1 protein-coding gene is annotated in these 1,350 nt (G+C 69.7%); it reads right to left on the bottom strand.

What is annotated here, in order from left to right; genetic code table 11:
- Positions 1 to 101: 101 nt before the first annotated feature.
- Complete coding sequence (locus ACLJQE_RS44595; protein WP_410645917.1) at positions 102 to 1,304, bottom strand: IS701 family transposase; 1,203 nt, start codon at positions 1,302 to 1,304, stop codon at positions 102 to 104.
- Positions 1,305 to 1,350: the final 46 nt, after the last annotated feature.

Raw genomic sequence — 1,350 nt, 5'->3', positions numbered from 1 at the left:
AATAGGGCTTTGTTAGGGCGGGAGTGGTTGTTGGCATAGTGCGCAGGCCCCGGTCCAGCAGGTGAGCAGGTTCTGCAGGAGCAGGCTGGTCTGTCCGAGTGTCAGGCCGGGGCCACGAGTTTTGCTGTGCGTGTCTGATGTTCGGTGAGGAAGAGCAGCGCGGCGGTGACGAGGGTGACGTGGCGGTGCCAGCCGGGCCAGGTGCGGCCTTCGAAGTGGTCGATGCCAAGAGTGTCTTTGAGTTCGCGGTAGCCGGTCTCGATGGCCCAGCGGGTCTTGGCCAGCCGGACCATGTGCTGGATGGTGGGGCGGGTGGTGCCGGGCAGGTGGGCCAGCCACAGGTGGGCGGGTTTGTCAGGCTTGCCGTTGTCCCATTGGACCAGTAGCCACCGGTCGGGCAGACACGCGCGGGCTTGCGAGGCCCGTTGCCGGGCCGAGGTCCCGGCTTCGCGGACTCGCAGCAGGCTGAACCGGGCGACGCGGTCGCCGTCGGTGGTGCGCCAGGACACCGGGATCCGGGTGGCACCGGCGGCGAGGGCGGTGGCCGGGACCCGGTCGTGCTCGCGGGCCCAGGCGGTGTCGGGCTCGGCCCGCCAGGGCAGCAGGCTGACGTTGGTGTTGACCTGCACCACGAACCCCAGGCCGCGCGCGGTGAGCCCGTCGCGGAATTCCCCGGCCCGGCCGTAGTCCTGATCCGCCAGGATCGGTGGCGGCGTCAGGCCCTGGCCGAGCAGTTCGTCGAGCGCGTCCAGGGCCAGCTCCCACTTGCGGCGATGCCGTGCGTCTTCAGGGACCCGGCAGGTCAGCCGCCGTTCCGCGGACACCTGCGGGTTCCACGACTTCGGCAGGAACAGCCGCCATGCCAGCGGGATCGCTCCGGTCTTGCCGCACCCGGTCACCGACACCGCCGCCTGGCAGTTGGCCAGCCCGCCGGCCCGGCCGGAATGCTGACGGGCTACCCCGACGCTGCCGTGGCCCTCTTTGAGGAACGTCGTGTCATCGATCGCCCACGCAGACGGGCGCAGCAGCCGCTGCGCCCGCACCGCGATCCGGTTCTGGACGGGCTCCCACCGCCACGGCGAATCCGTGACCAGGTGATTCAGGCTCTGCGTGGCCACTCCCAGCACCCGGCCCATGCCGGTCGCGGTTTTACGCTTGATGTCGGTCAGCAACGAGCCCCGCAGATGATGCGCCCACATCTCCGCCCGCCGGGCCGCTCCCGCCGCCGGCTGCCCCGGCACGAACACCTCCGCGACAAACCGCTCCAGCTCCCCATTCAGCGCCAGCACCGCACCGAGATCCACACCACGATCACATCACAAGATCAACAACCCCTAACAAAGCCCTATT

Origin of the sequence: Amycolatopsis sp. lyj-346 (assembly GCF_046548975.1) — a bacterium.
In the GTDB taxonomy this organism is placed as follows: Bacteria; Actinomycetota; Actinomycetes; order Mycobacteriales; family Pseudonocardiaceae; genus Amycolatopsis.
The sequence above is the reverse complement of the archived record's forward strand: the minus strand, read 5'-3'. Positions and strand labels throughout refer to the sequence as shown.